Below are 23,688 nucleotides of genomic sequence, written 5' to 3'. Positions count from 1 at the left end.
GCACGCCCCCGGGCAGCGCCTAAACTGAGGCCATCATGAGCGACAGCACCCCCACCTCCGTCCCGTCCGCCGGCAGCACGACCGGATCGGACCGCGTCAAGCGCGGTCTCGCCGAGATGCTCAAGGGCGGCGTCATCATGGACGTCGTCGACGTCGAGCAGGCGAAGATCGCCGAAGAGGCCGGCGCCGTCGCCGTCATGGCCCTCGAGCGCGTGCCCGCCGACATCCGCTCGCAGGGCGGCGTCGCCCGCATGAGCGACCCCGACATGATCGACGAGATCATCGCGGCCGTCTCGATCCCCGTCATGGCGAAGGCGCGCATCGGCCACTTCGTCGAGGCACAGATCCTCCAGACGCTCGGCGTCGACTACATCGACGAGTCCGAGGTGCTGAGCCCCGCCGACTACGTCAACCACATCGACAAGTGGAACTTCACGGTCCCCTTCGTCTGCGGTGCGACGAACCTCGGCGAGGCGCTCCGTCGCATCACCGAGGGCGCCGCCATGATCCGCTCCAAGGGCGAGGCCGGCACCGGCGACGTGTCCGAGGCGACCAAGCACATCCGCACCATCTCGAAGGAGATCGCGCAGCTGCAAGGGCTCAAGACCGACGAGCTGTACGTGGCCGCGAAAGAGCTGCAGGCGCCGTACGAGCTCGTCAAGGAGATCGCGGAGACCGGCAAGCTGCCCGTCGTCCTCTTCACCGCCGGCGGCGTCGCGACGCCCGCCGACGCGGCGCTGATGATGCAGCTGGGCGCCGACGGCGTCTTCGTGGGCTCCGGCATCTTCAAGTCGGGCAACCCCGCCGAGCGAGCCGCTGCGATCGTGAAGGCCACGACGTTCTTCGACGACCCGCAGGTCGTCGCCGACGCGTCGCGTGGCCTCGGCGAGGCCATGGTCGGCATCAACGTGCCCGACCTGCCCGCGCCGCACCGCCTCGCCGAGCGTGGCTGGTAGCCGACACGAGGAGGCGGCGGCCCCGCGGGTCGGGGTCCTCGCCCTCCAGGGCGACTTCCGTGAGCACCTCGCGGTGCTGACCTCCCTCGGAGCGGTCGCCGTGCCCGTGCGCCGGCCCGACGAGGTCGCGGGCGTGTCGGGTCTCGTCATCCCGGGCGGCGAGTCGACCGTGATGGACAAGCTCAGCCGCACCTTCGGCATGGCCGAGCCGTTGCGTGCCGCCGTCGACGCAGGCCTGCCCGTCTACGGGACGTGCGCCGGGCTGATCATGCTCGCCGACCGGGTCGTCGACGGCTCCGCCGGGCAGCGCACGATCGGCGGCCTCGACGTCGCCGTGCGCCGCAACGCCTTCGGCGGACAGAACGAGTCGTTCGAGACCGACCTCCTCGTGCCCGTCGTGGGCGACGAGCCCGTGCACGCGGTCTTCATCCGGGCGCCCGTGGTGGCCGAGGTCGGTCCGCTCGCCACGGCGGTGGGCGTCCTGGACGACGGTCGGGTCGTCGCCGTCGAGCAGGGAAACCTGCTCGGCACGTCCTTCCACCCCGAGGTGACCGGCGAGCTCCGGTTCCACGCGCGGTTCCTCGAGAAGGCGCGCGCCTGGTCCTCGCGCTGACGCGCCTCCTCGTCCCGGGCCCTGCCCGGTCCTCACCCGTCGCTGCCGCCCCGGCGGCGGGCCTGCCGGTAGGATGGTCCGGATCGTCAACCGGAAGTGAGGAGCACCGTGTCCGGGCATTCCAAGTGGGCCACGACCAAGCACAAGAAGGCCGTCATCGACAGCCGTCGCGCCAAGTCGTTCGCCAAGCTCATCAAGAACATCGAGGTCGCGGCCAAGCAGGGCGGGGCCGACATGTCCGGCAACCCGACGCTCGTCGACGCCGTCCAGAAGGCCAAGAAGACCTCGGTCCCCAACGACAACATCGACCGCGCCGTCAAGCGCGGCGCGGGCCTCAGCGGCGAGTCCGTCGACTACCAGACCATCGTCTACGAGGGCTACGGCCCCAACGGCGTCGCCCTGCTGATCGAGTGCCTCACCGACAACAAGAACCGCGCGGCGGCGAACGTCCGTACGGTCATGTCGCGCAACGGCGGCACCATGGCCGACCCGGGCAGCGTCGCCTACAACTTCAGCCGCAAGGGGGTCATCGCGGTCATGAAGACCGGCGAGCTCAGCGAGGACGACGTGCTGGCCGCGGTGCTCGACGCCGGTGCCGAAGAGGTCACCGACCGCGGCGAGGGCTTCGAGATCGTGACCGAGCCGTCCGACCTGGTGCCCGCGCGCACGGCGCTCCAGGAGGCCGGGATCGACTACGACTCCGCCGACGTCGAGTTCGTCCCCGGCCTCAAGATCGAGGTCGACCTCGAGACCGCCCGCAAGGTGTTCCGCCTCGTCGACGCGCTCGACGACGACGACGACGTGCAGAACGTCTACGCCAACTACGACGTCCCCGCCGACGTGCAGGCCGCGCTCGACGACGACGACGACTGAGCCGCCGAGGTGACCCTGCGGGTGCTCGGCATCGACCCCGGCCTGACCCGCTGCGGGGTCGGCGTCGTCGAGGTCGACGCGACCCGCCGGGCCACCCTCGTGGCGGTGACCGTGATCCGGTCGCCGGCCGACATGCCGCTCGAGCAGCGCCTCCTCACGATCGGGCGCGGCATCGAGGGGCTCGTCGACGAGCACCGTCCCGACGCGATGGCCATCGAGCGCGTCTTCGCGCAGAACAACCTGTCGACCGTGATGGGCACCGCCCAGGTGAGCGGCCTGGCGCTGCGCGCCGCCGCCGAGCGCTCCGTCCCCGTGGCCATGCACACGCCGTCCGAGGTCAAGGCGGCCGTGACCGGCTACGGCTCGGCGGACAAGGCCCAGGTGGGCGCAATGGTCGCCCGCCTGCTCGGCCTCGCCGAGGCCCCGAAGCCCGCCGACGCCGCCGACGCCCTGGCCCTGGCGATCTGCCACGCGTGGCGTCGTGGCGGCCTCCCCTCGGCACCGGCCGGCGGCGGTCTCACGGCCGCGCAGAAGGCGTGGCGCGAGGCGGAGAAGTCGGCGCGGACTCCTAGGCTGGGCAGATGATCTCGAGCGTCCGCGGCACCGTGCTGTCCGCCTCCGGAACCAGCGTCGTCGTCGAGGTCGGGGGAGTGGGCCTCCGGGTCGGCGTGACGCCTCAGCTCGCCCTCACGGCGACGGTCGGCACGACGCTCCAGCTGTTCACGACGCTGATCGTGCGAGAAGACGACCTCTCGCTCTTCGGCTTCCCCGAGCTCGAAGAACTCGAGGTGTTCGACCTGCTGCGGAGCGTCACCGGAGTCGGCCCGAAGTCGGCCCAGGGCGTGCTCGCCACGCTCAGCCCGTCGCAGGTCGCGCACGCGGTCGCCGACGACGACGACGCGCCCTTCCGACGCGTGTCCGGCATCGGGCCCAAGACCGCGAAGCTGATCGTCCTCTCGTTGGCGGGCAAGCTCGACGTCCGGGCCGCCGCGCCCACCGTGACCAGCGCCTCCTCGACCTCGGCCGACGTCCTCACGGCCCTCGTCGGGCTGGGCTGGTCCGAGAGGGAGGCGCAGGCCGCCGTCGACTCGGTGGTCGCCGACCGCGGGCCCGACGTCGCCCTCTCCGTGCCGTCGCTCCTGCGTGCCGCCCTCGGCCACCTCGGCCCGCAGAAGTCGCTGGGCGCGCGCGCGTGAGCGACGCCGACCTCACCCGACCCGTCGTCGAGTCCGAGGCCGAGCTCGCCTTCGAGGGCGCGCTCCGCCCCACCTCGCTCGACGAGTTCGTCGGCCAGAAGAAGGTGCGCGGACAGCTCGAGCTGCTGCTCAAGGCGGCGTCGATGCAGGGCCGGACCCCTGACCACATCCTCATGGCGGGTCCTCCCGGGCTCGGCAAGACCACCCTCGCGATGATCGTCGCGCACGAGAGCGGCCGGCCGCTCCGGATGTCGTCCGGCCCGGCCATCCAGCACGCGGGCGACCTCGCCGCCGTGCTCTCGGCCCTCGTCCCCGGCGAGGTGCTCTTCATCGACGAGATCCACCGCATGGCGCGCTCGGCGGAAGAGATGCTGTACCTCGCCATGGAGGACTACCGGATCGACATCATGGTCGGCAAGGGCGCCGGGGCGACGAGCATCCCGCTCGAGCTGTCGCCGTTCACGCTCGTCGGCGCCACCACGCGGAGCGGCATGCTGCCGAACCCCCTGCGCGACCGGTTCGGCTTCACGGCCAACCTCGAGTTCTACGACGCCGCCGAGCTCACCGAGGTGCTCCGCCGCGCCGCGACCCTGCTCGGCATCCCCGTCGACGGCGACGCCCTGGCCGAGATCGCCGGTCGGTGCCGGGGCACGCCGCGCATCGCTAACCGCCTGCTCCGTCGCGTCCGCGACTACTCGCTCGTCCACGGACGGGACGCCGACCTGGCGACGGTGCGGGACGCCCTGGCCCTCTACGACGTCGACGACCTCGGCCTCGACCGGCTCGACCGCGAGGTCCTGTCGACCGTGCTCACGAGGTTCGGCGGCGGCCCCGTCGGGCTCGGCACGCTCGCCGTCTCGGTCGGGGAAGAGGCGGACACGATCGAGTCCGTCGTCGAGCCGTTCCTCGTCCGCATCGGCCTGCTGATCCGCACCCCCCGGGGCCGCGTGGCGACGCCGGAGGCCTGGCGGCACTTCGGGCTGCCGCGCCCGTCAGGGGCGCTCTTCGGCGATGAACTATGATCGCCGCTAGGCCTGTCGGCGCGAGGCACCCTCACCACCGCCCGCGCCGCCCATCCCCCCGAGCTTCGAAAGGCAGTTCCTCATGGACGCCACAACAATCATCATGGTCCTCCTCCTGGTGGTCCTCGTCTTCTTCATGTTCCGCAACAAGCGCAAGCGCGACGCCCAGCAGGCGACGCTGCAGTCGAAGATGGTCCCCGGCGTCGAGGTGATGCTGAGCTTCGGCGTCTACGGCACGCTCGTCTCGATCGACGACGAGGCCAACATCGCCGAGGTCGAGGTCTCGCCCGGCACCGTCCTGCGCGTGCACCGCCAGACCCTGGGCCGCGTCGTCGAGCCCGTCGTCGCCGACGACGCCGTGGTCTCCGACGCCGACGAGCTCGACGCCCGCCCGGCTGACGACCTGATCGTCGACGACAGCACGACCGCCGACCGCACGTCGCCCGCCTACGGCGAGCGGGTCGACGAGACGCGCCTCGACTCCACCACCGACACGGACAAGCCGAACAAGGCCTGACCCGCCGACAGCCGGGGCCCACTCGTGAGCCCCGGCCCAGACGACGGCGCGCGCCCCTCGGGGCGCGCGCTCCCATGAGAAAGCAGAACCTCCGTGGCACGTTCGACGCCGGTCAAGAAGGCAATTCGTTCCCTGACGTGGTTGCTCGTCATCATCGCCGGCCTCGCCGCGCTGAACGGCACCGCCACCGCCCTCAACGACTCGGGTCGTGACGGCTGGTGGGACGGCGCGAGCTGGGTCCCCGAGCTGGCGCTCGACCTGCAGGGCGGCACGCAGATCACCCTCGCCGCGCAGCTCGACAACGGCCAGTCCGTGTCCAGCCAGCAGCTCGACCAGGCCGTGACGATCATCCGCCAGCGCATCGACAGCGCCGGCGTCTCCGAGTCGGAGATCACCCGCCAGGGCGCGCAGAACATCGTCGTGTCGATCCCCGGCCGGCCCGACAACGAGACGCTCGAGCGCATCGAGGCCTCGGCCAAGCTGACCTTCCGCCCCGTGCTCTACACGGAGGCCGTGAGCAACGCCGCGGTGGGCGGCGACGCCGACGCCACGGCGAGTCCCTCGGCGACGCCCTACACGCCCAACCCCGACCTCAACTCGACCCCGACGGCCTCGCCGACGAACGCCTCCGACCTGAACTGGATCACGGAGCAGCTCGCGGACGAGTACACGAACTACCAGTGCGCCGCCGACAAGGACCTGTCGACCGCTCGCGACGACGAGCCGCTCGTCACCTGCTCGACCGACGGCACCGCTAAGTTCATCCTCGGCCCGGTCGAGGTGCAGGGCAGCGACATCAGCGACGCCACCAACGGCCTCGCCACCGACTCGCAGGGCAACTCGACGAACACGTGGGCCGTCAACCTCGAGTTCGACCGCCAGGGCACCGACCGGTTCAGCGACGTCACGTCGCGGCTGGTCGCCCTGCAGGCCCCGCAGAACCAGTTCGCGGTGACGCTCGACAACCAGGTGATCACGGCCCCGTCCGCGAACGCCGCCATCACCGACGGCAAGGCCCAGATCACGGGCTCGTTCACGCAGGACACCTCGAAGACCCTGGCCGACCAGCTCAAGTTCGGCGCCCTGCCGATCAGCTTCTCCGTGCAGAGCAACGAGAACATCACCGCGACCCTGGGCCAGACCCAGCTGGTCAGCGGCCTGATCGCCGGCCTCATCGGCCTGATCCTCGTCGTGATCTACTCCCTGATCCAGTACCGCGCGCTCGCCTTCGTCACCGTCCTGTCGCTGATGATCGCCGCGCTGCTCACGTACCTCGTGATCGCGATCCTGTCCTGGCGAGAGGGCTACCGGCTCTCCCTCGCCGGCGTGACGGGGTTGATCGTGGCGATCGGCATCACGGCCGACTCGTTCATCGTCTACTTCGAGCGCATCCGCGACGAGCTGCGCGACGGCCGGATCCTCGAGAGCGCCGTCGAGTCCGGCTGGAAGCGCGCGATCCGCACGATCGTCGCCTCCGACACCGTGAACTTCCTCGCCGCCATCACCCTGTTCATCCTCGCGGTGGGCAACGTGAAGGGCTTCGCCCTCACGCTCGGCATCACGACGGTGATCGACCTGATCGTCGTCGCGCTCTTCACGCACCCGATGCTGCAGCTGATCGCCCGCACGCGGTTCTTCGGCGAGGGCCACGCGTTCAGCGGGCTGAACCCGAAGGCGCTCGGCGCCGTGTACCGCGGTCGGGCCCAGTTCCGCACCCCCGTCCCCACGGGGGCCCGCAAGGGCGCGGGCGGCCGAGAGGCTGCCAAGCGCCAGACCATCGCCGAACGCAAGGCGGCAGAGAGCACGAGCACCCGGGTCGACGACTCTGCGCGCGGTGAAGGGAAGGACAGCTGATGGCCAGCTTCTCCAAGTTCGGCAACGACCTCTACACGGGGGCCCGTTCCTACGACATCGTGGGCCGCCGGCGCACGTGGTACATCATCGCCGCGGTCGTCATCGTGATCTGCGCGACTGTGCCGTTCCTCCGGGGCGGCTACCACTTCGGCATCGAGTTCACCGGCGGCTCCGAGTTCCAGGTGGCCCAGCCCGCCGAGCTCGACCAGGACGTCGCGACGCGGACGGTCGACGACGTCGCCCCGGGCTCGAACCCCCGGGTCACGCAGGTCGGCAGCGACACGATCCGCGTGCAGACCTCGCAGCTCGAGGCGACGCAGACCAACGACGTGGCCGACGCCCTGGCCACGGCCTACGACGTCCCCGCCGAGCGCGTCACCTCCTCGTTCATCGGCGCCTCCTGGGGAGCCGACATCACGGGCCAGGCCATCAAGGGCCTCGTGATCTTCCTGATCCTCGCGGCCATCGGCATGACGCTCTACTTCCGCACCTGGAAGATGTCGCTCGCCGCCATGACGGCGCTGCTGCACGACCTCGTGCTCACCGCCGGGATCTACGGCATCGTGGGCTTCGAGGTCACGCCCGCCGCGGTGATCGGCTTTCTCACGATCCTCGGCTACTCCCTCTACGACACCGTCGTGGTCTTCGACAAGATCCGCGAGAACACCGCAGAAGACGGCGAAGGCTCGAGGCGCACCTTCGGCCAGTCGATCAACCTGGCGATCAACCAGACGCTGGTCCGGTCGATCAACACCTCGGTCGTCGCCCTGCTGCCCGTCGCCGCGATCCTCTTCATCGGCGCCTTCGTCCTCGGTGCGGGCACGCTCCGGGACATCTCGCTCGCCCTCTTCATCGGCATCCTGGTCGGCACCTACTCGACGATCTTCATCGCGTCCCCGCTCTACGCGACGCTCCGGATCGGCGAGCCTGACATCAAGAAGCGCGACGACCGCAAGCGCGCCGATCGTGCGCGTGACGCCGACGCCGCGGCGGCCTCGGTGATCGCGTCGTGAGCGCGCCCCTGGGCGGTGGCCCCGCCTCCTCGATGCCCGAGGTGACCGCGCAGGAGGCGGTGGCCCTGGTCGGCGACGGCGCCTACCTCCTCGATGTGCGCGAGCAGTCGGAGTGGGACGCGGGCCACGCCTCGCGGGCCGTGCTCCTCCCGCTCTCCGAGCTGGGCGAGCGGGTGGACGAGGTCCCCACGGACCGGGACGTGCTCGTCGTCTGCCACTCGGGCATGCGCTCGATGCGGGCCACGGCCGCGCTCCGCCGCGCGGGCCTGCGGGCCGTGAACGTCGAGGGCGGCATGCTCGCCTGGCGAGACGCGGACGGGGACGTCGTCAGCGACGGCGACGCCCGCCCGACGGTCGACTGACCGGGAGCGAGTAGCGTTGTCCCGACTCGTGCACGACCCGACGCCCGTTCCCGGAGGCGCGTCACCGTGCGCGAGCGACGACGAGGAGGCGCGGTCGTGACTGAGATCACCACGAGGGAGACCCCCGCAGGCCCCGAGCAGGGCGGCACGGCCTCCCTCCGCACCCTGCTGCCGAGGCTGTTCTCGCGCAGCCAGCCGGCCGGCGCCGTCGACCGTCTCGTCAAGACGGTCCGGATGCACCACCCGAAGGCCGACCTGGTCGTCATCGAGCGGGCCTACACGGTCGCCGAGAAGGCTCACCGCGGCCAGCTGCGCAAGAGCGGCGAGCCCTACATCACGCACCCGGTGGCCGTCGCGCAGATCCTCGCCGACCTCGGCATCGGCTCGAAGACGATCGCCGCCGCGCTGCTCCACGACACCGTGGAGGACACCGACTACACGCTCGACATGCTGCAGCGCGACTTCGGCGACGAGATCGCCATGCTCGTCGACGGGGTGACGAAGCTCGACAAGCTGAAGTACGGCGACAGCGCCCAGGCCGAGACCGTGCGCAAGATGGTCGTCGCGATGTCGAAGGACATCCGCGTGCTCGTCATCAAGCTCGCCGACCGGCTGCACAACGCGCGCACGTGGGGCTTCGTCGAGTCGTCGTCGGCGACGCGCAAGGCGACCGAGACGCTCGAGATCTACGCCCCCCTCGCTCACCGGCTGGGCATCCAGGCCATCAAGTGGGAGCTGGAGGACCTCAGCTTCGCCGTCCTCCACCCGAAGCTCTACGTCGAGATCGACAACCTCGTCAAGCAGCGCACCCCGCAGCGCGAGCAGTTCGTCCAGAACGTCATCAACGCGGTCAAGTCCGACCTCAAGTCGACGAAGATCCGCGGCGAGGTGGTCGGCCGGCCGAAGCAGTACTACTCGATCTACCAGAAGATGATCGTGCGGGGGCGCGAGTTCGACGAGATCTACGACCTCGTCGGCATCCGCGTGCTCGTCACGTCGCTGCGCGACTGCTACGCCGTGCTCGGCTCGATCCACGCCCGCTGGAACCCGATACCCGGTCGTTTCAAGGACTACATCGCGACGCCCAAGTTCAACCTCTACCAGTCGCTCCACACGACGGTCATCGGGCCCAAGGGGCGACCGGTCGAGATCCAGATCCGCACGCACGAGATGCACCAGCGGGCCGAGTTCGGCGTCGCGGCCCACTGGAAGTACAAGCAGAGGATGAACGGCGGTCGTGACGACACGGCCACCGGCGCCCGCACCGAGACCGACATGGCGTGGCTGGCGCACATCTCCGACTGGCAGGCCGAGACGGCCGACCCGGGGGAGTTCCTCGACAGCCTCCGCTTCGAGATCGGCGCGAAGGAGGTCTACGTCTTCACGCCCCAGGGCAAGGTCATCGGCCTCCCGTCGGGAGCGACGCCCGTCGACTTCGCCTACGCGGTCCACACCGAGGTCGGGCACCGCACGATGGGCGCCAAGGTCAACGGCCGCCTCATCCCGCTCGAGAGCGTGCTCAACAGCGGCGACGTCGTCGAGGTCTTCACCTCGAAGAACCCCGACTCCGGACCCAGCCAGGACTGGCTCGGCTTCGTCAAGAGCCCCCGCGCCCGGAACAAGATCCGGCAGTGGTTCACGAAGGAGCGCCGCGACGAGGCGATCGAGCAGGGCAAGGACGCGATCGCCCGCGCGATGCGCAAGCAGAACCTGCCGCTGCAGAAGCTGATGAACCAGGACAGCATCACCGAAGTGGCGTCCCAGCTGCGCTACGACGACGTCTCGAGCCTCTACGCCGCCGTCGGCGAGGGCCACCTGTCGACCCAGTCGGTCATCGAGAAGGTGCTCGCCTCGGTCCAGCAGCAGACCGAGGTCGAGGGGGAGTACGAGTTCCCGAGCAAGGGAGTCTCGCGGCCCCTGCGCAACAGCGACTCGGGCGTCCTCGTCCGTGGTGCGCCCGACATCCTCGTCAAGCTCGCGAAGTGCTGCACGCCCGTCCCCGGCGACCAGGTCGTCGGGTTCGTGACGCGGGGGCAGGGCGTCAGCGTGCACCAGGCCACCTGCCACAACGTGCAGGGCCTCATGCAGGAGCCCGAGCGGATGATCGAGGTCGAGTGGGCCCCGTCGTCGAAGAGCGTCTTCCTCGTGCAGATCCAGATCGAGGCCCTCGACCGCGCGGGTCTGCTGTCCGACGTGACGCGGGTGCTGTCCGAGCACCACGTCAACATCCTCTCGGCCAACGTGTCCACCTCGGACGAGCGCCTGGCGATCAGCCGCTTCGTCTTCGAGATGGGCGACACGACGCACCTCGACCGTGTGCTCAACGCCGTTCGTCGGATCGACGCTGTCTACGACGTCTACCGGGTCAGCGCCGGCTGAGCCGGGGCGGACGCCCCACCGCGGGGATCAGACCACCAGGGGGTCCACGAGCGTCCGCAGCCGGGTCGCCGCCCGCCGTCGGCCCGGCAGCCGACCGTGTCGTCGCACGAGGCCCGCGACCCGCCGCGGATCGACGTGGTGCTCGACGAGCAGGGTGCGCACGAGGCGCTCCGCGTCGGCCGACCAGTCGTCGGCCCGGAGCAGGTCGAGGACGGTGCGGGTCGGGGTTGTCACCCGGACACGCCCGACCTGCGAGATCTCGTCGGCGTCGATGAGGACCTCGCCCACCGCGACGTCGGGTCGATCGTCGCGGTGCCGTGCCCACGACGGCACCACCGCCTCCAGCCGGCGAGGGGCAGCGGCGCGCGCGCTCCAGATCCAGGCGGCCGTGCCCCGTGCCGCCACCACCACCGTGCCGAGGCGGTCGGCCAGCGCCTCCGCCCGCCGCCACGCGTCGTCGGGATCGGCGATCGACGCCCAGCTGTCGGCCACCCGGCAGACCTCGCCGTCGAGCGCCGCAGCCTGCAGCTCGACCTCGGGCAGGTCACGAGCGGTCAGGAGTCTCGGCAGGGTGGGGGTCACCGCCCCAGCATGACGGCCGAGGCCCAGGACGACGAACCGCCCGCCGTCTCCTGTGGAGAACGGCGGGCGGTCAGGACCCAGGGGAGGCGCGGGTCAGGACCCGAGGGCGTCCAGCCAGACGCGACGAGCGTCGAGGGCCTCGCGTGCCTCCTTCACCTTGCGGGCGTCGCCGCCGGCCTCGGCCGCGGCGAGCTCGTCCTCGAGCTTGGTGATCGCGTCCTGCAGCTGGCTCGCGAGCCCTTCGGACCGCGCCTTGCGCTCGGGGTTGTTCTTCTCCCAGTGCGTCTCGTCGAGCTGGCGGACGTGCGACTCGACCTTGCGCAGCCTGTCCTCGACGGGTCGCACCTGGTCGCGCGGGACGCGCCCGATCTCGTCCCAGCGGAGCTGGATCGTGGTCAGGGCCTCCCGTGCCGACACGCGGTCGTCGTTCGTGAGGATCTTCTCGGCGTCGTCGAGCAGGGCGAGCTTCGCCGTGAGGTTGTCGGCGTACTCGGCGTCGTCCTGTGCGACGATCTCGCCCTTGGCGGCGTAGAGCACGTCGCCGGCGCGCTTGAAGCGGGCCCAGAGCGCGTCGTCGTACTTCTTGCCCGCACGACCGGCGCGCTTCCAGTCGTCGAGCAGACGCCGGTACTCGGGGATTCCGTCGGCGCCCTTGCTCGCGAGGGTGTCGGCCGACTCGACGAGCGCCTGCTTGCGCTGGCGTGCCTCGCGGTGCGTCGCGTCGAGGTCGGCGTAGAACGCCTTGCGGTGCTGGTCGATGGTCGACCGGGCCGCGCGGAAGCGCTTCCAGAGGTCGTTGCCCTCGCCCTTGGGGATCCGGGGGCCCTCGGTCTGGTGCTTCTGCCAGCGGGCGAAGATGTCGTCGACGGAGGCGGTGACCTGCTTCCACTGCACGCGGGCGGGGTCCTGCGCGGCGAGGGCCTCGGCCTCCGCGACCAGGGAGGTGCGGTAGGCGACGGCCTCGACCAGCGCCTCCTGCGCCTCGGCGCTCTGCTTCTCGGTCAGCTCGCCCACCGTGCTGTCGAGGGCGTCGACGCGGGTGCGGAGCGCGGCGACGTCGCCGACGGCGCTCGGCTCGACGAGCAGCTGCTTCAGGTGCGCCACCGTCTTGGTCACGTCCGACGCCGAGGCGCCCCGCTTGACCCGCTGCTCGAGCAGGGTGACCTGCCCGTTCAGCTCGGTGTACTTGCGCTCGTAGTAGGCGAGGGCCTCGGCGGGCGTGGCGTCGGGGTACTGCCCCACAGCCCGCTCGCCGTCGCCCTCGCGCACGTAGACGGTTCCGTCGTCGTCGACGCGGCCCCAGGGTGCCTGATCGTCAGTAGCCACTGTCATCCCTTGCTGGAGGTGCTCGTCGCGGAGCCCAGGACGGGCCCCGGCGATGGGTGCCCAGCCTATTGCACGAGCAGGGACGCCCGCCTACTCCAGCGTCAGGGACGTGATCGTGGTCGGCACGACCGGGGCGCCGTCGTTCGGGACCTCGGCGGTCGACGGGGTCAGGCCCGCGTCCGTGATGTTCGCCGTGAGCTGGTCGAGGCCGCTCGTCACCCGCCCGACGACGGTGTAGCCGCCCGTCGACGTGTCGAGGTAGGTGTCCCCGTAGGTGATGAAGAACTGGGTCGACTGCGAGTCCGCCGCCTCGCCCCGCGCCATCGCGATGGTGCCGGTCGGGTAGAGGCCGTCGGCCGGCACGTTCTCGAGGGGCCCGAAGGTGAAGCCCGCGTCGCCGGTGCCGTCCCCGTTCGCCGAGCCGCACTGGATGAACTTCGCCGTCTCGGCGTCGCTCATCCGGTGGCAGGTCGTGTCGGTGTAGAAGCCCTGCTGCGCGAGGTCGATGATCACCGAGGCGGCCTGGGGCGCCGTGGCCCCGTCGAGCTCGACGCCGAGCTGCACGTCGTTGTTGAGGTCGAGCTGCCCCGTCCAGGTGCGTCCCTCGGCGATGTCGGCGCTCGGGACGTCCCCGGTCGCCGACGCCGTCTCCGAGGAGGAGGGGCTGGCGGAGGCGGTGGCCTCGTCGCCGCTGCCGTCCGTGTTCCACACGACCTGGGTGACGACCGCCAGGCCGACCACGACCACGACGCCGACGGCGGCGAGGAGGTTGTCCCGGCGGCGGCGGCGCACCTGCGTCTCGTGCACCCGCTGGCGGGCCGTGTACGCCCTCAGCCGGTCGCGTGCCTCACGGTCCTGGTTCCTGCTCGGTGCCACGTGTCCTCCATGCCGGTGATGTCCCGGACGACTGTATCCGAGCCGCCGGTCGGTGTCGGCGGCCCGGTCTACCATTGACCCCCATGAGCCCTCTCCCGCAGAGCTCGACCCCCCTCGCGGTCCGCATGCGCCCCACCAGCCTCGACGAGGTCGCCGGTCAGCGGCACCTCCTCCGGCCCGGCTCCCCGCTCGTCACCCTGGCGAGCGACACCACCGGCGAGCAGGGCGCCGTCTCCGTCATCCTCTGGGGCCCGCCCGGCACCGGCAAGACGACGCTCGCGCAGGCGATCGCCCACACGTCGGGGCGGCAGTTCATCGAGCTCTCGGCGGTGACGGCCGGCGTGAAGGACGTCCGGCAGGTGATGGAGAAGGCGCTGACGAACCGCGACCTCTACGGCACGACGACGGTCCTGTTCCTCGACGAGATCCACCGCTTCACGAAGGCCCAGCAGGACGCGCTGCTGCCGGGAGTCGAGAACGGCTGGGTGATCCTCATCGCGGCGACGACCGAGAACCCGTCGTTCTCCGTCATCACGCCGTTGCTCTCCCGGTCGCTGCTGCTCACGCTCGAGCAGCTGAGCGACGACGACCTCGGCGACCTCGTCCGGCGGGCGGTCGTCGACCCCCGCGGCCTGGCCGACCGGGTCGTGCTGGACGACGAGGCGCTGGCGACGATCGTCCGCCTCGCGTCCGGCGACGCCCGTCGGGCGCTGACCGCCCTCGAGGCCTCGGCCCACTCCGCCGCCGCGACCGCCGAGGAGGCGCGCGGAGCCCGTCCGGACGACCCGTCCGCCGACGCGGACGCCGACTACGACCCCGACGCCGAGTACGACGATCCGGACGACGCCGACGACCGGCCCGTGATCACCGCCGAGACGGTCGCCCAGTCGGTCGACCGTGCGCTCCTCCGCTACGACCGCAACGGCGACGAGCACTACGACGTCATCAGCGCGTTCATCAAGTCGGTCCGCGGGTCCGACGTCGACGCCGCGCTGCACTACCTCGCCCGGATGATCGAGGCCGGCGAGGATCCCCGCTTCATCTGCCGTCGCATCATCGTGTCCGCCGGCGAGGACATCGGCATGGCCGACCCGAACGCCCTCACGGTCGCCGTCTCGGCGGCCACCGCCGTGCAGATGATCGGCATGCCGGAGGGGCGCATCCCGATGGCCGAGGCCGTCGTCTACCTGGCCACCGCACCGAAGTCGAACCGGTCGTACAGCGCCCTCGACGCCGCGATCGCCGACGTCCGCGCCGGCGCGGCCGGCCCGGTGCCGAAGCACCTCCGCGACGCGCACTACCCGGGCGCGAAGCGCCTCGGCCACGGCAAGGGCTACAAGTACTCGCACGACTCCGAGTTCGGGGTCGTCGAGCAGCAGTACCTGCCCGACGAGCTCGTCGGCCGTACCTACTACGACCCGACGGCCAACGGCAACGAGCGCGACGTCGCCGCCCGGCTCGAGAAGCTGCGTCGGATCACCCGCGGCGGCTGACGACGACCCCGGAGGCCCTCGGCCTGCCGACGACACGCGCCCAGGTCGGGGTCGCCCGCCAGACCGTGCTCCTGTATGCTCGGGGGGTTGCCTGCACTCGGGCGTCGACGCGCGGCTGCTGATGACGACCCGACCAAGGCGGTCCGACCTGTAGCCGGTCTCCGCCGCGGCGATCATCCCTCTTGTTAGGCCCGTCGGCGCTCACGCGCCTGGCTGGCGGAACATCACCACCGACAAGATCTCGATAGGAACACGCATGTCCACCAAGTCCCGCACCCGGAGCAAGACGCGTCTCTCGCGTGCTCTCGGCATCGCCCTCACCCCGAAGGCCGCCCGCTACCTCGAGAAGCGTCCCTACGCTCCCGGCGAGCACGGCCGCACCAAGCGCAAGACCGACAGCGACTACGCCGTCCGTCTTCGCGAGAAGCAGCGTCTGCGTGCCCAGTACGGCATCCGCGAGGCCCAGCTCAAGATCGTCTTCAACGAGGCCCGCAAGGCCTCGGGCCTGACCGGTGAGAACCTGGTCGAGCTGCTCGAGACCCGTCTCGACGCCCTCGTCCTGCGTGCCGGCTTCGCCCGCACCACGGCGCAGGCTCGCCAGATGGTCGTGCACCGTCACATCCTCGTCGACGGCAAGCTCGTCGACCGCCCCTCGTTCCGCGTCAAGCCCGGCCAGATGATCCACGTCAAGGCCAAGAGCGAGACGACCGAGCCCTTCCAGGTCGCCGCGGCCGGCGGTCACGTCGACCTGCTGCCCAAGACCCCGAGCTACCTCGAGGTCGAGATCGACAAGCTGCAGGCCCGCCTCGTGCGTCGCCCGAAGCGCGCCGAGGTCCCCGTGACCTGCGAGGTCCAGCTGGTCGTCGAGTACTACGCAGCCCGCTAGCACCACCCGCACCGCTTCCGAGGGAGCGCTCCACGTCGCGTGGGGCGCTCCCTCCGTCGTTCCCCGAGGAGGTCCTCCCTGTGCCGTTCCCTGCACAGCTCCTCCCACCGCCGTTCCCGTCGGACGACGGCGACGAAGTAGGCTGACGTGTCGTCCCGTGTGCTCGTCACGGGACACGTCGTGAGGAGCACCCGTGAAGAACCTGGTCCTGCTGTCCGTCGGAGTCGCGCTCGGCCTCGTCGGTGCGCACCTCCTCAACTCGACCCCGCGTGGCCGCCGGTTCTTCGGCGAGCTCGACGGCGGACTCGACCACTTCCGCGCCGCGGTGGTCGACGGGTACCGCTCCCGTGACGCCGAGCTCCGCGCCACGGACCCGAGCGACGACGGCGAGCCCACGACGGGGCCGGCCGCTTCCACCAGCGCGAGCTGACCGCGCGAGGCGCCCGGCGCCTCCTCGTCAGCAGCCCCACCGACCGACCCCCTCCCTCAGGAGAACCATGCAGACCGCCGAGATCCGCCGCCGTTGGCTCGACTACTTCGGGGAGCGCGGGCACACCGTCGTCCCGTCCGCCTCGCTGGTCAGCGACGACCCGTCGCTGCTCTTCACCGTGGCCGGCATGGTGCCGTTCATCCCGTACCTGACCGGTCTCGTGCCGACCCCGTACGCGCGGGCGACGAGCGTGCAGAAGTGCATCCGCACCAACGACATCGAAGAGGTCGGCAAGACCCCCCGGCACGGCACGTTCTTCCAGATGAACGGCAACTTCTCGTTCGGCGACTACTTCAAGGAGGAGGCCATCGGCTACGCCTGGGAGCTGCTGACCTCGAGCGAGGCCGACGGCGGCCTCGCCTTCTCGCCCGACGACCTCTGGGTCACCGTCTACGAGGAGGACGACGAGGCGATCGCCCTCTGGAAGAAGGTGGCGGGCCTCCCCGACGAGCGCATCCAGCGCCTCGGCAAGGACACCAACTACTGGCACACCGGCCAGCCCGGCCCCGCGGGCCCGTGCTCCGAGATCTTCTTCGACCGCGGCCCGGCCTACGGCGCCGACGGAGGCCCCGCCACGGACGACGACCGCTACGTCGAGATCTGGAACCTCGTGTTCATGCAGTACCAGATCGAGAACGTCCGGTCGAAGGTCGACTTCGACATCGTCCGCGAGCTGCCGAACAAGAACATCGACACCGGCATGGGCCTCGAGCGGGTCGCGTTCCTCAAGCAGGGCGTCGACAACATGTACGAGATCGACCAGGTCCGTCCCGTGCTCGACGCCGCGTCCGAGCTGTCCGGGCGCCGCTACGGCGCCGTCCACGACGACGACGTGCGGATGCGCGTCATCGCCGACCACGTGCGCAGCGCCCTGATGCTCATGAGCGACGGCGTCCGGCCGTCGAACGAGGGTCGCGGCTACATCCTGCGCCGCCTGCTGCGACGCTCGGTCCGCTCGATGCGCCTCCTGGGCGTCGAGGGCACCACCTTCCCGGTCCTGTTCGCGGCGTCCCGCGACGCGATGAAGTCGGCCTACCCCGAGGTCGAGCGCGACTGGGACAGGATCTCGGGCCTCGCCTTCGCCGAGGAGGAGACGTTCCTCCGCACCCTGGCGGCCGGCACGAGCATCCTCGACATCGCCGTCGAGGACACCAAGGACAAGGCAGGCGCGGGGAACGCACCCCGCCTGGCCGGCGACACGGCCTTCCTGCTGCACGACACCTTCGGGTTCCCGATCGACCTCACCCTCGAGATCGCCGAGGAGAGCGGCCTCACGGTCGACCGCGAGGCGTTCGACCGGCTGATGAGCGAGCAGCGCGCCCGCGCCAAGGCCGACGCCAAGTCGCGCAAGGTGGCCCTCGCCGACCTGAGCGTCTACAGCGCCTTCCGCGCGCAGGGCGAGACCGTGTTCACCGGGTACGACGTGCTCGACACCGAGACGCGCGTGCTCGGCCTCATCGTCGACGGCGCCAGCGTCGACCGCGCCGTCGCGGGCGACATCGCCGAGGTGATCCTCGCCGAGACGTCGCTGTACGCGGAGTCGGGCGGCCAGGACGCCGACGCCGGCAGCATCGTCGGAACGGGCTTCGACCTCGAGGTCCTCGACGTCCAGAAGCCGGTGAAGGGCCTGGTCAGCCACCGGGTCCAGGTGCGCTCGGGCGAGGTCGGCGTCGGCGACGCCGCCACCAGCGTCGTCGACCCTGCCTACCGCCGCGGCGCCACGCAGGCGCACTCGGCGACGCACCTCGTGCACGCCGCGCTCCGGGAGGTGCTGGGCCCGGAGGCGCACCAGGCCGGCTCGTACAACAAGGCCGGCTACCTCCGCCTCGACTTCAACTGGAGCCAGGCGCTCAGCCCGGCCACCCGCAGCGAGGTCGAGGAGGTCGCGAACGCGGCCGTGCGCGAGGACCTCGCCGTCACCACCCGCGTGCTGCCCCTCGACGAGGCCCGCTCGATGGGCGCGATGGCGCTCTTCGGCGAGAAGTACGGCGAGACGGTCCGGATGGTCGACATCGGCGGCCCGTGGTCGCGTGAGCTCTGCGCGGGCACCCACGTCGCCACGAGCGCGCAGATCGGCCTGATCAACCTCGTCAGCGAGACCTCCGTCGGCTCCACGAACCGTCGGGTCGAGTCGCTCGTCGGCCTCGACGCGTTCCGTGACTTCGCTGCGGAGCGGGCCATCGTCTCGCAGCTGACGTCCTCGCTCCGCACGCCGCGCGAGCAGCTCCCGGAGCGGATCGGCGACCTGGTGTCCAGCCTGCGTGCGGCCGAGAAGAAGATCGCGGAGTTCGAGTCGGCGCAGCTGTCGCTGCGCGTCCCCGCGCTCGTCGAGCAGGCGACTGCCGTCGGGTCCCTCACCGTCGTCGCCGAGTCGGTGGGCACGGTCAAGACGACCGACGAGCTGCGGTCGCTCGTCCTGTCGGTGCGCGAGCGCCTGGGCAGCGACTCGGCCTCGGTGGTCGCGCTGGCCGCCGACGTCGCCGGCAAGCCCGCCGTCATCGTCGCCACGACGGCGCCCGCCCGCTCGGCCGGCGTCAAGGCGGGGCAGCTCGCCCGCACGGCGGCAGGGATCCTCGGCGGAGGCGGCGGCGGCAAGGACGACCTGGCGCAGGGCGGCGGATCCGACGTCACCGCGATCACGACGGCGCTCACGGGCATCGTCGCCGCGCTGCGGTCCTGAGCGCCGCGTGAGGACGGGAGTGCGCCTCGGCGTCGACGTGGGGAAGGCCCGCATCGGCGTCGCCCGCACCGATCCGTCGGGCATGATCGCGACGCCCGTCGAGACGGTGCCGCGGGCGGCGTCGGGGTCGGCTGACGTCGACGCCATCCTCGGCCACGTGTCGGAGCTCGACGCCGTGGAGGTGGTGGTCGGCCTCCCGCTGTCACTGTCGGGAGGCGACACTGCGTCCACCGGCGACGCCCGCGACTTCGCGACGGCCATCGCGGCCCGGTCGCCCGTTCCCGTTCGGCTGGTCGACGAGCGGCTGTCGACGGTGAGCGCGCAGACTGCACTTCGCGCTTCAGGGCGCAAGGGCAAGAGACAACGATCCGTCATCGATCAAGTCGCCGCTGTTATCATCGTCCAGCACGCGCTCGAGCTCGAGCGGTCGAGCGGTCTCCCGCCCGGTCAGCTCGTGAGCGCCCCGGTCGTCGACGACGGCGCCGGAGACCGACCCGACACCGACGAAAGACGATGACGCGTGGCCGACGATCCGAACTGGGACGACATCTTCTCCTCTCAGCCCCCCACCGAGGCGAAGGACGACGCCGGTCGCCCTCCCGCTGCCGCACCGACCACCCGCAAGGCGACGCGCGAGCAGGAGAAGGCCCCTCGACGCGCTGAGCGCCGTGCCGCCCGCGACGACGGCGGCCACCGGCCCCGTCGCAGCCGCAAGGGCGGCATCGTCCTCCTCGTCATCGCCCTCGTCGTGGTGGGAGGCGGCACCGCCGGCGTCGTCGCCGCGTGGGGCGCGGTCGCGCCCCTCGTCGCGAAGCTCGGCGGGAACGACGCGCCCGAGGACTACCCGGGCACCGGCAACGGGACCGAGGTGACGTTCGCGATCACGAGCGGCGAGAACGGCTCGGACATCGCCACGAACCTCTTCGACAGCGGCGTCACGGCCAGCTTCGAGTCGGTCTACGCGATGCTCGTCGCCGACACCGCCCTCACCTTCCAGCCCGGCACGTACACGCTCCAGCAGGAGATGAGCGCGACGTCGGCGGTCAGCGCCCTGCAGGACAGCGCCAACCGGGTGACCGACAAGCTGGTGATCCCCGAGGGCACCGCTGCCGTCGACGTCTACAGCCTCATCTCGTCGGCGACCGAGATCCCCGAGGCCGACGTCCAGGCCGCGGCGGCCGACGTGGCCTCCTTCGGCCTCCCTGCCGAGGCCACGTCCCTCGAGGGCTGGTTGTTCCCCGCGACGTACGAGCTCGATCCCGGGCTCGACGCGCACGGCTACCTGCAGCTCCTCGTCGACACGATGAAGCAGCGCCTGGTCGACGCCGGCGTCGCGCCGGCCGACCAGCAGCACGTCATCGTCTTCGCCTCGCTGATCCAGCGCGAGGCCGGTCTCGCGGACGACTACCCGAAGGTCGCGCGCGTCTTCCAGAACCGCCTGGACGACGGGATGCTCCTCCAGTCCGACGCGACCGTCGCCTACGGCACCGGCAACACCCACCGGGTCACGACGACCGACGAGGAGCGCGGTGACGAGTCGAACCCGTACAACACCTACCAGCACCTCGGCCTGCCGGTCGGGCCCATCTCCAACCCGGGCGACCTCGCGATCAACGCGGCGATCGCGCCCGCCGACGGCACGTGGCTGTACTTCGTGACGACGAACCTCGACACGGGCGAGACGACGTTCTCGACGACGTTGGCCGAGCACGAGGCCGCCGTGAAGGTGTGGCAGGCGTGGATGCGGGAGCACCCCGAGTACCAGTGACCCCCTCGACCGACACGAACGCCGCGGGCGCGGCACCGCTCGACCGCCCCGTGGCGATGATCGGCCCGATGGGCGCGGGCAAGTCCAGCATCGGCAAGAAGCTCTCCCGGCGCCTCGGCGTGGGGTTCCTCGACACCGATCGCCTGCTCGTGCAGCGGCACGGCCCCGTGGCCGAGATCTTCTCCCGTGACGGCGAACCGCGCTTCCGGGAGCTGGAGCGCGAGGTCGTCGCCGAGGCGCTCGCCTCGACCGGCGTGGTCTCGCTCGGAGGAGGCGCGGTGCTCGACCCGCTCACCCGGGAGCGGCTCCGGGGCGCCTCGGTCGTCCTCCTCACGGTGACGCCCGAGGCGGTGGCGGACCGGCTCGCGGGGTCGAGTCGCCCCCTGCTCGCCCAGGGCGGGATGGACGCCTGGCGGGCGATCGCGCTCGAGCGCGAGCCCGTCTACCGCAGCCTGGCCGACCTGGTCGTCGACACCTCGAGGCGCCCCGTCTCCCACGTCGTCGACGACGTGGTCGCCTGGCTCGCCGCCGCTGCCGGCTCACCCGACCTCCCGCACCACCGACAGGAAGACGACGCATGACCGACGAGACGACCGACGTCACCACCATCCGCGTCGAGGGCGAGGCCCCCTACGACGTCCTCGTCGGCCACGGGGTCCGCTCCCGCATCCCCGCGCTGCTCGGCCCCCAGACGAAGAAGATCCTGATCGTGCACGCGCCGACGCTCGGGCGCAAGGCGAACGAGCTCCGCGACGCGCTGGTCGAGGCCGGTCTCGAGGCCCTCATCGCCGAGGTCCCCGACTCGGAGGACGCCAAGCGCGTCGAGGTGGCCGCCTTCTGCTGGCAGGTGCTCGGCCAGGCCGACTTCACCCGCACCGACGCGGTGATCGGCCTCGGCGGGGGAGCCGTGACCGATCTCGCGGGGTTCGTGGCCGCGACCTGGCTCCGGGGCGTGCAGCTCGTCCAGGTGCCGACGACGGTGCTCGGCATGGTGGACGCGAGCGTCGGCGGCAAGACCGGCATCAACACCGCCGAGGGCAAGAACCTCGTGGGGGCCTTCTGGGCCCCGACGGCCGTGGTGGCCGACCTGGACATGCTCGACACGCTGAGCCGCAACGAGATCCTGGCGGGCTTCGCCGAGGTCGTGAAGGCCGGCTTCATCGCCGAGCCCGAGATCCTCGACATCGTCGAGGCCGACGTCGACCGCGCCGTCGACCCGACGACCCCCGAGTTCCGGCGGGTCGTCGAGCTGTCGATCGCCCTCAAGGCACGGGTCGTCGGCCAGGACTTCACCGAGCAGGGCCTCCGCGAGATCCTCAACTACGGGCACACGCTCGGCCACGCCGTCGAGCACGCCGAGCGCTACCAGTGGCGGCACGGGGCCGCGGTGTCGGTCGGGATGGTCTTCGCCGCCGAGCTCGGCCGGCTGACGGGGCGGCTGTCGGACGACGCCGTCGACCGCCACCGGCGCATCCTCGAGTCGTTGACCCTGCCGACGAGCTACCCGCTCGGCCGCTGGAACACGCTGCTCGCCACCATGCAGCGAGACAAGAAGGCCCGCGCGGGCATGCTCCGCTTCATCGTCCTCGACGACATCGGCAAGCCGACGGTCGTCACCGGCCCCGACTCGAGCCTGCTCTTCGCGGCGTACCAGGAGATCGGTTCCTGAGGGCTCGCGGCCCGTCCGCTACACTCGAACCCGGCCAGATCCGGCCCCACCCACCTCACTCCCGATCGGACCTCGCACGCATGGCGACCACCAACGACATCAAGAACGGCGCCGTCCTCGACCTGGACGGCCAGCTCTGGAACGTGATCGAGTTCCAGCACGTGAAGCCGGGCAAGGGCGGCGCTTTCGTCCGCACCAAGATGAAGAACGTGCGCTCGGGCAAGGTCGTCGACAAGACCTTCAACGCCGGCACCAAGATCGAGTTCGCCAACGTCGACCGTCGCGAGTACACGTACCTCTACGCCGAGGCCGACGGCTACGTCTTCATGGACACCACGGACTACGACCAGATCAACGTCCCCGCCACCATCGTCGGCGACGCGAAGAACTTCATGCTCGAGAACCAGAACGTCCAGATGGCGCTGCACGACGGCAACCCGCTCTACATCGAGCTGCCCGCCTCCGTCGTCCTCGAGGTCACCTACACCGAGCCCGGCCTGCAGGGCGACCGCTCCACCGGCGGCACGAAGGCGGCCACCGTCGAGACCGGCTACGAGATCCAGGTCCCGCTGTTCCTCGAGACCGGCACGAAGGTCAAGGTCGACACGCGCGACGGCGGCTACCTCGGCCGCGTCAACGAGTAGTCGGCGGCCACCCGCACAGTGAGCGCACGCACCAAGGCGCGCAAGCGCGCCCTCGACGTCCTGTACGTCGCCGACATCCGCCAGATCAGCATGACCGACGCCCTGGCCGCCGAGACGGCGCGGGCCCGTCAGGAGCCCGAGCGGAACTCCAGCTGGGGCTACGCCCGCGACCTCGTCCAGGGCGTCATCGACCACCAGGCCGAGATCGACGAACTGATCGAGACGTATGCCCAGGGCTGGACGATGGCTCGCATGCCGACGCTCGACCGGGGCATCCTCCGGATCGGCGTCTTCGAGCTGCTGCACAACGACGAGGTCCCCGACCACGTCGCGATCAGCGAGGCGGTCGAGCTGGCCCAGTCGCTCAGCACCGACGACTCGGCTCCCTTCGTGAACGGGCTTCTCGGGCGCATCGCCACGAGCGGCTAGGCTCGGTGCCGGCGACGGGCACCCTCGACGGGGGCGACCGTTCCGGCACCACCACCACCG

24 protein-coding genes are annotated in these 23,688 nt (G+C 71.0%); 21 read left to right on the top strand and 3 right to left on the bottom strand.

Going from position 1 to position 23,688, the window contains the following annotated elements:
- The first annotated feature begins 35 nt into the window (after window positions 1-35).
- The 11 genes from pdxS (at window position 36) to IFT90_RS07815 (ending at window position 10,785) form a co-directional block, all read left to right on the top strand.
- Entirely contained in the window at window positions 36-956 is a 921-nt protein-coding gene (gene pdxS, locus IFT90_RS07865; protein ID WP_192041721.1) for a pyridoxal 5'-phosphate synthase lyase subunit PdxS, read from the top strand.
- Window positions 946-1,569 (top strand): pyridoxal 5'-phosphate synthase glutaminase subunit PdxT, encoded by a 624-nt coding sequence (gene pdxT / locus IFT90_RS07860; protein ID WP_192041720.1) that lies wholly within the window; start codon window positions 946-948, stop codon window positions 1,567-1,569. The genes pdxS and pdxT overlap by 11 nt, the downstream gene beginning before the upstream one ends.
- Window positions 1,570-1,677: 108 nt before the next feature.
- The gene (locus IFT90_RS07855) at window positions 1,678-2,442 is read left to right on the top strand and encodes a YebC/PmpR family DNA-binding transcriptional regulator (RefSeq protein ID WP_123545939.1); all 765 of its coding nucleotides are present in this window, start codon (window positions 1,678-1,680) and stop codon (window positions 2,440-2,442) included.
- A gap of 9 nt (window positions 2,443-2,451) precedes the next feature.
- A complete protein-coding gene (gene ruvC, locus IFT90_RS07850) occupies window positions 2,452-3,027 on the top strand; it encodes a crossover junction endodeoxyribonuclease RuvC (RefSeq protein WP_192041719.1) in 576 nt (191 codons plus the stop codon).
- Window positions 3,024-3,638: a Holliday junction branch migration protein RuvA gene (gene ruvA, locus IFT90_RS07845; protein ID WP_192041718.1), complete on the top strand. Its 615-nt coding sequence runs from the start codon at window positions 3,024-3,026 to the stop codon at window positions 3,636-3,638. The genes ruvC and ruvA overlap by 4 nt, the downstream gene beginning before the upstream one ends.
- Window positions 3,635-4,660 carry a Holliday junction branch migration DNA helicase RuvB gene (gene ruvB / locus IFT90_RS07840; RefSeq protein ID WP_192041717.1) on the top strand — a complete coding sequence of 342 codons (1,026 nt, stop codon included), beginning with the start codon at window positions 3,635-3,637 and terminating at the stop codon, window positions 4,658-4,660. The genes ruvA and ruvB overlap by 4 nt, the downstream gene beginning before the upstream one ends.
- An 82-nt stretch (window positions 4,661-4,742) precedes the next feature.
- Entirely contained in the window at window positions 4,743-5,177 is a 435-nt protein-coding gene (gene yajC / locus IFT90_RS07835; protein WP_192041716.1) for a preprotein translocase subunit YajC, read from the top strand.
- A 93-nt stretch (window positions 5,178-5,270) separates the two neighbouring features.
- Complete coding sequence (secD, locus tag IFT90_RS07830; protein WP_192041715.1) at window positions 5,271-7,031, top strand: protein translocase subunit SecD; 1,761 nt, start codon at window positions 5,271-5,273, stop codon at window positions 7,029-7,031.
- Window positions 7,031-8,044, top strand: coding sequence for a protein translocase subunit SecF (gene secF / locus IFT90_RS07825; protein ID WP_192041714.1), 1,014 nt, complete (start codon window positions 7,031-7,033; stop codon window positions 8,042-8,044). The genes secD and secF overlap by 1 nt, the downstream gene beginning before the upstream one ends.
- Window positions 8,041-8,406 (top strand): rhodanese-like domain-containing protein, encoded by a 366-nt coding sequence (locus tag IFT90_RS07820; protein ID WP_371740878.1) that lies wholly within the window; start codon window positions 8,041-8,043, stop codon window positions 8,404-8,406. Before secF ends, IFT90_RS07820 begins: the two co-directional genes overlap by 4 nt.
- Window positions 8,407-8,502: 96 nt before the next feature.
- Window positions 8,503-10,785: a bifunctional (p)ppGpp synthetase/guanosine-3',5'-bis(diphosphate) 3'-pyrophosphohydrolase gene (locus IFT90_RS07815; protein WP_223269375.1), complete on the top strand. Its 2,283-nt coding sequence runs from the start codon at window positions 8,503-8,505 to the stop codon at window positions 10,783-10,785.
- 27 nt (window positions 10,786-10,812) lie between these two features.
- On the opposite strand, the gene IFT90_RS07810 is transcribed toward IFT90_RS07815, so the two are convergent.
- The 3 genes from IFT90_RS07810 to IFT90_RS07800 all read right to left on the bottom strand — a co-directional run bounded on the left by IFT90_RS07810 (window position 10,813) and on the right by IFT90_RS07800 (window position 13,569).
- Window positions 10,813-11,367: a hypothetical protein gene (locus IFT90_RS07810; RefSeq protein ID WP_192041713.1), complete on the bottom strand. Its 555-nt coding sequence runs from the start codon at window positions 11,365-11,367 to the stop codon at window positions 10,813-10,815.
- Window positions 11,368-11,460: 93 nt separating this feature from the next.
- Window positions 11,461-12,699, bottom strand: a complete 1,239-nt coding sequence (locus IFT90_RS07805; RefSeq protein WP_199861745.1) for a DUF349 domain-containing protein — start codon at window positions 12,697-12,699, stop codon at window positions 11,461-11,463.
- Between the two features lie 84 nt (window positions 12,700-12,783).
- Window positions 12,784-13,569 (bottom strand): peptidylprolyl isomerase, encoded by a 786-nt coding sequence (locus IFT90_RS07800; RefSeq protein ID WP_371812183.1) that lies wholly within the window; start codon window positions 13,567-13,569, stop codon window positions 12,784-12,786.
- Window positions 13,570-13,652: 83 nt separating this feature from the next.
- Between IFT90_RS07800 and IFT90_RS07795 the strand changes: the two genes are divergently transcribed.
- The 10 genes from IFT90_RS07795 to nusB all read left to right on the top strand — a co-directional run bounded on the left by IFT90_RS07795 (window position 13,653) and on the right by nusB (window position 23,628).
- Window positions 13,653-15,062: a replication-associated recombination protein A gene (locus IFT90_RS07795; protein WP_123545918.1), complete on the top strand. Its 1,410-nt coding sequence runs from the start codon at window positions 13,653-13,655 to the stop codon at window positions 15,060-15,062.
- A gap of 256 nt (window positions 15,063-15,318) precedes the next feature.
- Window positions 15,319-15,948, top strand: coding sequence for a 30S ribosomal protein S4 (gene rpsD / locus IFT90_RS07790; RefSeq protein ID WP_123545916.1), 630 nt, complete (start codon window positions 15,319-15,321; stop codon window positions 15,946-15,948).
- Window positions 15,949-16,141: 193 nt separating this feature from the next.
- Window positions 16,142-16,378 (top strand): hypothetical protein, encoded by a 237-nt coding sequence (locus tag IFT90_RS07785; protein WP_192041710.1) that lies wholly within the window; start codon window positions 16,142-16,144, stop codon window positions 16,376-16,378.
- Window positions 16,379-16,445: 67 nt separating this feature from the next.
- On the top strand, window positions 16,446-19,118 hold the full coding sequence (alaS, locus tag IFT90_RS07780; RefSeq protein WP_192041709.1) for an alanine--tRNA ligase: 2,673 nt from the start codon (window positions 16,446-16,448) through the stop codon (window positions 19,116-19,118).
- A 7-nt stretch (window positions 19,119-19,125) separates the two neighbouring features.
- On the top strand, window positions 19,126-19,635 hold the full coding sequence (gene ruvX, locus IFT90_RS07775; RefSeq protein WP_192041708.1) for a Holliday junction resolvase RuvX: 510 nt from the start codon (window positions 19,126-19,128) through the stop codon (window positions 19,633-19,635).
- Between the two features lie 3 nt (window positions 19,636-19,638).
- Window positions 19,639-20,886 (top strand): endolytic transglycosylase MltG, encoded by a 1,248-nt coding sequence (gene mltG, locus IFT90_RS07770; RefSeq protein WP_192041707.1) that lies wholly within the window; start codon window positions 19,639-19,641, stop codon window positions 20,884-20,886.
- Window positions 20,883-21,467 (top strand): shikimate kinase, encoded by a 585-nt coding sequence (locus IFT90_RS07765; protein WP_371740876.1) that lies wholly within the window; start codon window positions 20,883-20,885, stop codon window positions 21,465-21,467. The genes mltG and IFT90_RS07765 overlap by 4 nt, the downstream gene beginning before the upstream one ends.
- Window positions 21,464-22,555 (top strand): 3-dehydroquinate synthase, encoded by a 1,092-nt coding sequence (gene aroB, locus IFT90_RS07760; RefSeq protein WP_192041706.1) that lies wholly within the window; start codon window positions 21,464-21,466, stop codon window positions 22,553-22,555. The genes IFT90_RS07765 and aroB overlap by 4 nt, the downstream gene beginning before the upstream one ends.
- Window positions 22,556-22,635: 80 nt before the next feature.
- Entirely contained in the window at window positions 22,636-23,199 is a 564-nt protein-coding gene (gene efp, locus IFT90_RS07755) for an elongation factor P (protein WP_123545904.1), read from the top strand.
- Window positions 23,200-23,217: 18 nt separating this feature from the next.
- The gene (nusB, locus tag IFT90_RS07750; protein ID WP_123545902.1) at window positions 23,218-23,628 is read left to right on the top strand and encodes a transcription antitermination factor NusB; all 411 of its coding nucleotides are present in this window, start codon (window positions 23,218-23,220) and stop codon (window positions 23,626-23,628) included.
- Window positions 23,629-23,688: the final 60 nt, after the last annotated feature.

Origin of the sequence: Frigoribacterium sp. CFBP 8766, from assembly GCF_014841435.1 — a bacterium.
Taxonomy (GTDB): domain Bacteria; phylum Actinomycetota; class Actinomycetes; order Actinomycetales; family Microbacteriaceae; genus Frigoribacterium.
This window is presented reverse-complemented; position numbering and strand designations above follow the sequence as displayed.

What these genes read in the sequence shown, in the direction of transcription:
- secF (WP_192041714.1), top strand. Translation starts at nt 7,031, where the DNA reads ATGGCCAGCTTCTCCAAGTTCGGCAACGACCTCTACACGGGGGCCCGT.
- ruvA (WP_192041718.1), top strand. Translation starts at nt 3,024, where the DNA reads ATGATCTCGAGCGTCCGCGGCACCGTGCTGTCCGCCTCCGGAACCAGC.
- aroB (WP_192041706.1), top strand. Translation starts at nt 21,464, where the DNA reads ATGACCGACGAGACGACCGACGTCACCACCATCCGCGTCGAGGGCGAG.
- rpsD (WP_123545916.1), top strand. Translation starts at nt 15,319, where the DNA reads ATGTCCACCAAGTCCCGCACCCGGAGCAAGACGCGTCTCTCGCGTGCT.
- IFT90_RS07795 (WP_123545918.1), top strand. Translation starts at nt 13,653, where the DNA reads ATGAGCCCTCTCCCGCAGAGCTCGACCCCCCTCGCGGTCCGCATGCGC.
- efp (WP_123545904.1), top strand. Translation starts at nt 22,636, where the DNA reads ATGGCGACCACCAACGACATCAAGAACGGCGCCGTCCTCGACCTGGAC.
- alaS (WP_192041709.1), top strand. Translation starts at nt 16,446, where the DNA reads ATGCAGACCGCCGAGATCCGCCGCCGTTGGCTCGACTACTTCGGGGAG.
- IFT90_RS07805 (WP_199861745.1), bottom strand. Translation starts at nt 12,699, where the DNA reads ATGACAGTGGCTACTGACGATCAGGCACCCTGGGGCCGCGTCGACGAC.
- yajC (WP_192041716.1), top strand. Translation starts at nt 4,743, where the DNA reads ATGGACGCCACAACAATCATCATGGTCCTCCTCCTGGTGGTCCTCGTC.
- pdxS (WP_192041721.1), top strand. Translation starts at nt 36, where the DNA reads ATGAGCGACAGCACCCCCACCTCCGTCCCGTCCGCCGGCAGCACGACC.